The 9,179-nt window shown below is 54.0% G+C and carries 7 protein-coding genes; all 7 read right to left on the reverse strand.

Annotated features, from left to right (window positions below; genetic code table 11):
* Positions 1-166 precede the first annotated feature (166 nt).
* Positions 167-1,207 (reverse strand): phage tail protein, encoded by a 1,041-nt coding sequence (locus IQ268_RS31405; protein ID WP_193887310.1) that lies wholly within the window; start codon positions 1,205-1,207, stop codon positions 167-169.
* A 14-nt stretch (positions 1,208-1,221) separates the two neighbouring features.
* Positions 1,222-3,411: a putative baseplate assembly protein gene (locus tag IQ268_RS31410; RefSeq protein WP_193887313.1), complete on the reverse strand. Its 2,190-nt coding sequence runs from the start codon at positions 3,409-3,411 to the stop codon at positions 1,222-1,224.
* A gap of 2 nt (positions 3,412-3,413) precedes the next feature.
* Positions 3,414-3,836: a GPW/gp25 family protein gene (locus IQ268_RS31415; protein ID WP_193887315.1), complete on the reverse strand. Its 423-nt coding sequence runs from the start codon at positions 3,834-3,836 to the stop codon at positions 3,414-3,416.
* 104 nt (positions 3,837-3,940) lie between these two features.
* Complete coding sequence (locus IQ268_RS31420) at positions 3,941-4,426, reverse strand: PAAR domain-containing protein (protein WP_193887317.1); 486 nt, start codon at positions 4,424-4,426, stop codon at positions 3,941-3,943.
* Between the two features lie 24 nt (positions 4,427-4,450).
* The gene (locus IQ268_RS31425) at positions 4,451-6,184 is read right to left on the reverse strand and encodes a VgrG-related protein (RefSeq protein WP_193887319.1); all 1,734 of its coding nucleotides are present in this window, start codon (positions 6,182-6,184) and stop codon (positions 4,451-4,453) included.
* A gap of 38 nt (positions 6,185-6,222) precedes the next feature.
* On the reverse strand, positions 6,223-6,798 hold the full coding sequence (locus IQ268_RS31430) for a hypothetical protein (protein ID WP_193887321.1): 576 nt from the start codon (positions 6,796-6,798) through the stop codon (positions 6,223-6,225).
* A 40-nt stretch (positions 6,799-6,838) separates the two neighbouring features.
* The coding region (locus tag IQ268_RS31435; protein ID WP_193887323.1) for a hypothetical protein at positions 6,839-9,179 on the reverse strand (2,341 nt) is incomplete at its 5' end.

Below are 9,179 nucleotides of genomic sequence, written 5' to 3' on the forward strand. Positions count from 1 at the left end.
GCCTGGTAATGAGCATTCTGGCGCTGACGGTGATAGTCGTGGGCGCGTTTCCAGCGTTCAGCCGTAATCATCAAGCCATTAAAGGCGTTGAGTCGGTCGAAGGGAGCAATGGCAGGAGGAGGAAAGGGGTGGGTCATGGTTTTGCTTCAGTCGTTCCAGTAATGATTCAATCAGCCACTTCAATCAGCAACTCATAGGTACAAAAGGCGGGTTTCTCTTGCTCAATGATTTTGCGAATCAGGGGTTCATCAATCCGGTCGGTTGAGTTGGGGCGATCGACCCGCAACCGCACGCAGAAGTGATACGCCTGCCCACCCCCCAGCACTGCGCCTTCATCTAGCACCGCCTCCCCCAGCACAAACCCGGCTCCAAACGGTTCGGTGATGCTGATCTGTTTTTTCAATTCCGGCACGCTGTCATCATCAAGCGGCAGTCCGGTATACCAGTGCAAATATAACCGTAACCCTTTACGAGTGCCCCGCCAGCGGTAGAGTTCCACCGCTTGCCGCACCAGCCGCCGTTGCTGCATTGGGTTCCATTCCGGTTCCAGCGGCCAACCGACCCAGTGCGCCAAAAAGGGCAACAGGTCGGCGGGGGCTGTCAGCGGGTCGAGGTTGGCCCACATCGCATCAAAGCTCTGCACCACGGGTTCAAACGCTTGCTCGAAGATGGTGAGAAAGCGACCAATGAAGTCCACTTCGCGGTACAGATCGGGCAAAAAGTCGAGATAGAGGCTGCGGGGTCGAATGTAAAGGTCAAATTCTGCTTGCTGAATCTGGGTTGAGTCGCGATCGCTGGCCTGTGCCGTTACGAGGACGTGATATTTCAGCCGCAGATGGCCGTTTCCCTGGGGATGGAGCGATCGCTGCTCCTCAAAAAAGGTAGCAGGTAGCTGAAAGTAGAGGACAGCATCCATCTGGCCGTGGGCAGGCAGTTCTCGCCCTTCGGTACCCAACTGACACCACTCTGCCGGAAAGTTGCCCTCAACCTTGAGACTCAATGCCACTGAATGCGTCCGCAGATTCTTCACCTGCACCAGCATTTCACTGGGTTCACCGGGATAAACCACCAGGCTGCGCCCACCGGAAATCGTTTCTGTGGCAATGCCCGGAGCCAGGACAGGCGTTAGTTCATCCTGAGGAGCCACCTCCGCAATTCGCATCGGGGTGAGATCGAGTTTGAGCGCCAGCGGCAGAGCGTGAACCATGATGTCTCTCTCCGCTAACGGCTAATCAAATTAACAACATGTCCAGAGCGCAAGCTGGAATCAGTCCAGGAACAGATCAGTCCCAGTGCGCCCGGATCGATATAGGGTTCCGGCGCGGCTTCTCGTTCCCAGCCGTTGGCCTGTTTTCGCAGGGCAAACAGCACGATCGGACCAATGAAACGCACCCCTGGGGTTTGCTGCAAGAGCGCCACAATATCGGACTGGTAAACGGGGCGGCCAAATTCCCATCCCTGTCCATCTGCCCCACCCGTCAGCGGGTTGAGATAGCGATAGAGAGCCACGCGCAGGTTAAACAAAATCGTCTGGCGAGCTTGCGGGTGGTCGTAGGCTGGCTCTAGCCCAACCTGGCTTTGGACTGAAACCCCCACATAGTCGGGTTCAGCCAGTTGTACCTGCACACCCAACAGCCGCCGTTCATCCAGATAGTTCAAAACCTGCTGCCGTAGCGCCGGGTTGAGGACGAGCGACTGGGGAGAAATCCCCTGCCCTTGCTCAATTGGGTCAGTGTTGACCTGGGGCACCACCAGGAAGCGCACGGTGCCAGCGCTGCCGCTGTCGGAGGGGGTGATGCAGCGCACACGGGCAACGGCTCCGGCCTGTTGGGTCAGGGTTTCAAAGTCTTCGGCGGTTACGGCGCGATCGCGCGTTCTCAATAGTCGCGGGGCACGCAGTACGGCCTGATCCAGCGATTCAGCATCAGCACCGTTGTAGGCAGGCTGATGGTTCGTTACCCGCTCGACGTATGGAATGGCCGCTCGCAAAAACTGCAAGGTATGCGCCTGTACATTGCCCTGTCGTCCTCCTCCGGTGCGGTAGCAGACCATTTTAATGTCTGCCCCTGCTGGTGGAATGGTGCCGTATTGGTGTTCTAGCCCTTCGGTGTGGCGATCGGCTGTGGTCACATCATCCAGGCCAAACTGCTGCACACGGGCACGCATTTGAGTTTGGTAGCGTAAGCTGTTGGGTTCGCGGATCAAAGGGCCAAACTGCACCGTACCTGTAAGCGAATCTAGCGTGTAGTGCCGTGTTTGCGCCGTGGAGTCGGCAAAGTCCTGCACTTCTTGCCAGCGTTGGGCTAAGCCGTTGGGCGGCTCGACCAGAATGTACTCATGTTCGCGGCGCTCTAACACCGGGAAGCTCTGAAGCTGAAAGCGCTGTCCGGGGTTGCCGTTGCTGATGCCCAACCGCTCATTGCGAACTACCGTGCATTGGCTGGCGGGAACCGTACCGCCGATCGATCGCGCCGCCACACTAACAATTCGAGGCGCACTAGAATAGCCGCGTTGTTCTCCACCGGGAGCGGTTAGCACGCAGCGCAGCCAGCGTCCGCTGTAGGTTGTAAAATTGGCAACGCGCCAGTCGGACGGCATGTGCAGAATCACATCCGCTCCCTGTGCCGGATTGTTACCCTGTTGCTCCAATTCATGAAAGCTAAACCCGCGTGTGGCATCGTCACCTTCCCGCAATAAGACAGGCTGCCACGCCTCGCCGTCCCAGGCTTCCCAGCGGCGAGGCGGTTGGTTCGGGTCAATACCAGTGGGGGTTCCGGCTGCCCCTTTAAAGGTAATGGCCAGAACGTTGCCGTCTAATGGTGCATCGGGGTCAAACACCAGATAAAAACAATTTCCCGGTTGGGGCTGTTCATCAAACAGCGGTTGCTCGCGACCGCCCCATTCACCATTGCTCTGATGCGTCCATTCATTCACCACCGGATCGCGCAAGCGCTGGGGCATACTCTCGGCGGTGCGATCGGTGAGGAAGTAACGCAACTGCGGTTTGCCAATGTCCAGAGGGCGATCGGTACTGAACACGATCGCCTCTTGCTGTTCTGCCCGTGCCGTTGCCACTTCCACCCCGGCTGCAATGGTGTAGGTTTCTGCCAGGTCGGAGGTGAGATAAAAGGTTAGCGCTGTTTGGGCAGGCCGGGGGGGATGAAGACGAATCCCTAACAGTTCAAGGAAGGCGACGTAGTTTTTGCGGGGTACCTGGTTAAACCGCAGCAACATCTGGTCGGTGAGCCAGGCAAACAGTTCGATTAAGGTAATACCCGGATCGCTGAGGTTGTGATCCGTCCATTCCGGACAATAGCGCGGAATGCGTAGGATACATTCATCCACTAGTTCCGTAAAGGTGCGATCGTCCAAATTGGAACTTGGTAACTTCGGCAGAAACTCAAATTCCACAATTACTCCCCTGCTGACGTTAAATAAAAGGGATACACGTAGCTAAATTGGTCGTGGCTGTCTTTGAGACGGTAGTTGATGATGATGTCTACCTTGCCTCGAATCGGATCGGGATCGGTGCGAACTTCCTCTAAAATAATGCGCGGTTCCCATGCTTCTAATGCCTCTTCTACATGCATCCGAATCATGAGTAGGGTGGTATTGTTCAATGGGGCAAAGGTTAGTTCGGCCAGGCGTGAACCGAACGTTGGCCGATAAACCCGCTCACCTAACCCTGTCCGCAGAATGATCCAGATGGATTCGCGTACCTTCTGTGCTGTAGCACTCAGTTGGATGCCTCCCTGCACGCTGGGTCGCAGTGGAAACGCCCAACCTTTGCCAAGGTGACGCTGATCGGGGTGCTGGAACCCATCTGCTGTATACACAAGCCAGCCCTTATCAGAGAGTACAGGTCAAGCATATCGAGAGGGCGATCGTTTAGCCTATTCGACAAAGGTCGAGAGTTCCAGTCGAGAGGTGCCGATGAAGATCATCCCCCAACCAGGACGGTAAACTCGCCCACGGCAATACTGTTAATGCTGGTGGTTTCTTGAATCGTATCGCCCACCCGACAGGCGGCAAGACCGTTAATTAAAACAGTTTGGCTGCCATTGATTACCACACCCACCCCGTCTGGAACCACTAACTTCACCACAGGACAGGTATGAATATCAGCCGTGAAGCTGGCAATCATTGCAGCGGCATCGGCGGCGGCCTGGGCAACCGTTCGATTAAAGTCGGCAACGGCTGCCGCAGCGGCAGGTGTACCTGCGGTTGCGGTAACTCTTGCCCCAGCTTCTGCAATCTTTTCAGCCCCTTGCTTAATCGTCTGCGCCAGTTGGGCGGCCTGTGCCGCCGTAATGCCACGCCAGGCAGGACGTTTGCCAATAAACACGGTAGGGCTACCTGGCCCTACCGCCAGGGGACTACCATGAGCCGTCATATCACCCACACGAGCCGCAGGTCTACCGGGCATTGTTCTGTCCTCCTGAGTCGTACCTTAATTGAGGTGGATCATGGCACCTCTAATGGTAATGATGCCGTTCGCGTTGATATCGATGTTGCCCTGGGCCTCAATTGAAAGATTCAGGGTCGATTTGATTAAAACGGACTGTCCCAGGTCATCCATTTTTATGGTATGCCCCCCGGTTGTGGTGATGCTAATGTGGCGATCGCTATCGTTTAAGTGAATTTTATGCCCCCCTGCCGTTTGGATGGACACTCCGGTTTTGCTGCCGCCTTTATCTTCTTCGACAAACTGAACAGTATGCCCGGTGCGGGTTTGGATGGTTCTCAGGCGAACTTTGCCGCTTTGAATGCTGTCATTCACCGCTTCGGGCGGATTATCTTTGCCATTCCAAACGCCACCAATGACGTAAGGACGGTGAATATCACCATGCTCAAATCCGACTAACACTTCATCATCCACTTCTGGCAAGCAATCAAAGCCTCGTCCCTTTCCTGCTCCAATACTCACCACTCTGGCCCAATTGCTTTCATGATCTCTAGTTAAAGTGGGCAGTTGTACCTTAACCCGTCCCCATCCTTCTGGATCTTTGTTGTTGGTGACAAGACCCACCATTAACGTTTGACCGGGCTGTAACCGGGGTGGAGAAGCCAGCATAGATACCAGGCTACTATCGCGCAAGCCTCTGACACTAAAATCAGTGCTGTAAACCTTTTCGTGATACAAATGGCGAGTTTCGGTGATGTAATAGCGTCCGCTGTAGTTACCCAGGTCTTGCAATTTTATGACTCGTCCAGGACGAATTTCAGGATTGCCGTTACCATCGGTTTTGGCATCTGCATAGACGAATTCGCCACCCAGTTCATCACATAGGGATTGCGCCATTCGTTTGGCTTCGTCGGCACTAAAGATGGGGCGATCGACTACCGTCATTTTGGGGTTGCCAATGCTAAATTGATTCGCAGTGCGGCTACCGTTGCGGTTTTCTGTCTCTGTAACAACCTTTTCTGACTGAGCCGTTTCAACGATCGATCGCTTATTTTTGTAGTCCCAACCGCGCACCTCAACCGCACTCACCTGCTGAGCGCTGGTCACTCTAACGTTAAAACTATTGATATCTCGCAACCATTTTAATTGCAGTTCTTGCCGACTTTCTGGCTTGCCAAAGTGCAGCTTGCCATCCTGTACAAATAGCTCAAACCCATGACGCGTCGCCAATTCTCGCAGGAATTCCATGTTAGTTTGGTTTTCCTGAAACACATAGTCGCGGGGCTGCCCCGTGTTGCCGCATTTTGCCTGAAGACCAACCTCATTAGCAAGTTTATCGACAATGTCGCTGTCGGTCATGTTTTGAAAGGAACGGTTGAAACGACCCCGATGTAAGCGATGGGATAGGTCGTACCCGCGAATAATTAAATGAGATTCTGACCGATTGGTGAAGTTTGCATCAATGGCCGTAATTTCTCCTTTAATTAAATAGCCTTTCTTCTGTTCATCAAAATTAGGATCGTCTGTTACGCTGCTGCCAAAGCCAATTTCAACTTGCTTACCCATTTCCAAATACTGTCGATGTCGCCAGGGTTCGTTGCCAGGGTCGTGGCTGGTCGGCAGATAGTTGTTGTGCAATATCAGCGTAAACATGGCCGGCAGATGCAGACTTTCTTCCACCACAATTTTCAAAACATCCTTCATCAACTCTGGGGGGGCAGGCTCACCATTAATTTTCAATAGCGGCTCAGAAACATAGTTCATTGTGGCGGGCGGCATAGGGAAACCTCTTGCAACAAAAGAGCGGCGATCGTGTTCTAGAAATCCGATTGGTTGGCCGGATCAGAGGATGGGGGCGGCTGTTGACCCTGGTTACGCTGCGATCGGGCATTTCTGCCATCCGTCTGACGCGCTCGTCCGGTTGAGTTGGGTTGGCGATCGCCCGGCAGGTTTTCTTTCTCTACTTCCTGTAATGAAATATCTACCAAGGCTCGAACGGGGGTGCCATCGGGCAAAAACATATCAAGCTTGTAGCTCAAACTGAGCATGACGCAGAGAAAGGTCTTTTTCTGCCCCCATTGCAGGTAGTAAACGGGAGGGCGCTTGTTTTTGCCGTCGGGTGACTCTACCCCTTTTTTCAAATTTTTAATGTACTTTTCCACCACAGATTCATGAGTCTCGTAAGTATCAAATACCAGTTGATTCAGCGTTAGCTTAAAGGGATCAACTCCAGAAAAGTTAACCTTTGGCAAAGCGCTATTGCCCCGGTTGCCCTGTTCGCTCTGCCATTTCACGTTTCTGGCAAAGGCAAGCTGGGTCGGATTAAACATGAATTCAACCGGGACTCCTGGCTCTCCGTTATAGGGGGTAAGTGTGGCTTTTTCCAGGGTCATGTGCAACTCTCCTATCCCAATGCAATCTCATCAACGAATCTCACCAGGGCAACCGACCCGAATATAATCCCTGTCGCTCTCGCTCAATTTCTAACCGTTGCCGCAAACGCTGATAGATCTCCTGAGCCAGTGTTTCGATCGCATCCCCTCCGGTTTCATCATCCGTTTTGCTTTGCTGTTCAATGGTTTCACTCACGGCAGCAGGTTCAGCGGGGCTGGGAGGTGCCACTTCTCCACCGTCTGCAAAGCCCTGAATGGGGTAACGTTGAACGACCTGCTGCATGGGTTGAGCCAGCGGTAACGGAGGGCTTGCCCAACTGGCTGAGGATGGTGTAACCGGACTGCGACTCATGCCTAGTAAATCTTCAACGCTCTGCCATTGATCGGGGGTGTTTGCAGCGGCGGAAGGGGAGACAGAAGGAGAGGTTGAGCGGAAAACTAAAGCAGGCGAGGCATAGGATAAAGGCGGAGATGACTCTGAGCCTGAATCGCCAAAAACGCCAGACTGAATGGGCTGGAAATCAGACAGCGTTTGTTGTCTGCTGTCGCTCAGTGGAGGCGGTGTCACGGATGCTGGACGGCGGACGCGATGGAGAGGGTGACGTTGAATGGCGGTTGGTTTACGGGTAATAGCGGCGGTTGCTTCTGGTGGTGGTGTTGCCTCATCACCAGAAGCGACACCAGCAAACTCTGAAATGGGTGCAGATTCTATATCTCCACCCTGATTCAAGTGATGCAACAACGGCAGGTGTTTTTGGGCATCCCTGACATTGACCACAAACTCACCGGGTGTCAGCATGGCTGGCACACTGTCCGATGGGGCGATCGCTCCTGGGTTGGGTGGCGTTGCCGTGACCTGTCCGCCTATTGCGTACCCTTGCCGTGGTGGTGTCAGTGCGTTACCAGATGGAGCGATCGGATTGGATAAGTCACTGTTGGGTTCAGTCTCTATATCTGAGGCTAGAGGGCGATCCTCTGGCAAGTCTGCTGAGTCTGGCAAGTCTGCTGAGTCTGGTGAATCTGCTGAGTCTGGCGAATCGATTCGACTAGTCTGCTCTGCCGGATTAACCGGAGTGGCAGGACTGGCGCTAACCTGTTGCGGTTCGTTATGGATAGATGCTTCAGCCTGATGAAAACGCTCAGCGATTTGCACTGATGCTGGTGTTGGGTCAACCGCTGCTGTGTCTGGTGGGGAAGTAGGGCTGGGACGATCGCCCCCATTCTCCGGCTGTAATCTGGAAGGAATTTCATTCGGTTGAGCCGTGGTAGCGGTAAGGTCTACAATCGCAGTCTCACCCTGTTCAAATTCTGGCTCACCGGGTTGAGGGAATGTCGCAGGGTGTTGCTGTCTCACGGCAGGCATTTGCCCCCTATCGGTTGGAGGTGCCGCTTCAACGTCTGCGTGCGGCTGAGTGCGCTCGTCAAACCCCAGAACGGGGGGATGGGAACGGTCAACAACCTGATTCGCCGTTGTGTTCCAGGTAGCAACATCTGTCCTGGAGTTCACTGACGCTTCAAAATGGGCTGAGACGACCTCGTTACCGTCCAACGTACCGTCTGCCTGCTGCTGTAACGGAAGAGACTCTGTAGATGCCTCTTGTGGTTCAGCCAGTTCGCTCAAACCAGGTGAGTTTAAGCGGGCAAGCTGATGGGTAGCCGCTGATGGTGTTACCTCAAAGGTGCCATGTTCAATGGAATCTGCTAAATCGGAACTCGATCGATAGACAAACTGCCCCCCCGGAGGAGTGTTTGGATGGTTCTGGATATTGAGCGGTTGATCCGACTGGGGAGCGTCTAAGGTTAAAGGGGACGCGGGTTTCAAAACCTTCTGTGCCGCGTCTTCCGGTTCAAACACGGCTTTTACATCCGCGTCAACATGAGGCAATTCTGGCTCAGAGAAGGACTCTGATTGGTGTGGCACTGGAACTACTTCAATTGGTTGAATGGGTGGTGCAGATGTTGTGCTGTTTGATGAAGCCAATGATGGTGGCGCAGGGGCGATCGCCCTCTCTAACCGATCGGGTGGTTCATGGGGGGCAACTTGCACCTCTCTCTCAATTGATTCGGGTGTGGGGCGATCGATCGAGAGGTGCAGTTCTGGGTCAGCCTGCTCGATTTCGTCTTGACTGACCTGGTTTCTCTGCTCCGCTGGTTCAGTTACTTCAACGCTGCCAGTGTCTCCGGTGTCTCTGGGGATGTTCGCCGTTTCTGCTGCGGGGGGAGGGGCGATCGCTTCTGGCTGATCAAAAGCATGAACGGTTGGAACGGACGCAAGAGCAGCAGAATCAGCAATCTGAGCAGCTTTACGGGATGACCGACTCTTCGTAGAGGGCTTTGGTTCTGACTTTGATTTTGGTTTTGAATGGGGTTGGGTCGGGGCG

This window comes from Oculatella sp. LEGE 06141, assembly GCF_015207605.1.
Classification (GTDB): domain Bacteria; phylum Cyanobacteriota; class Cyanobacteriia; order Elainellales; family Elainellaceae; genus Oculatella.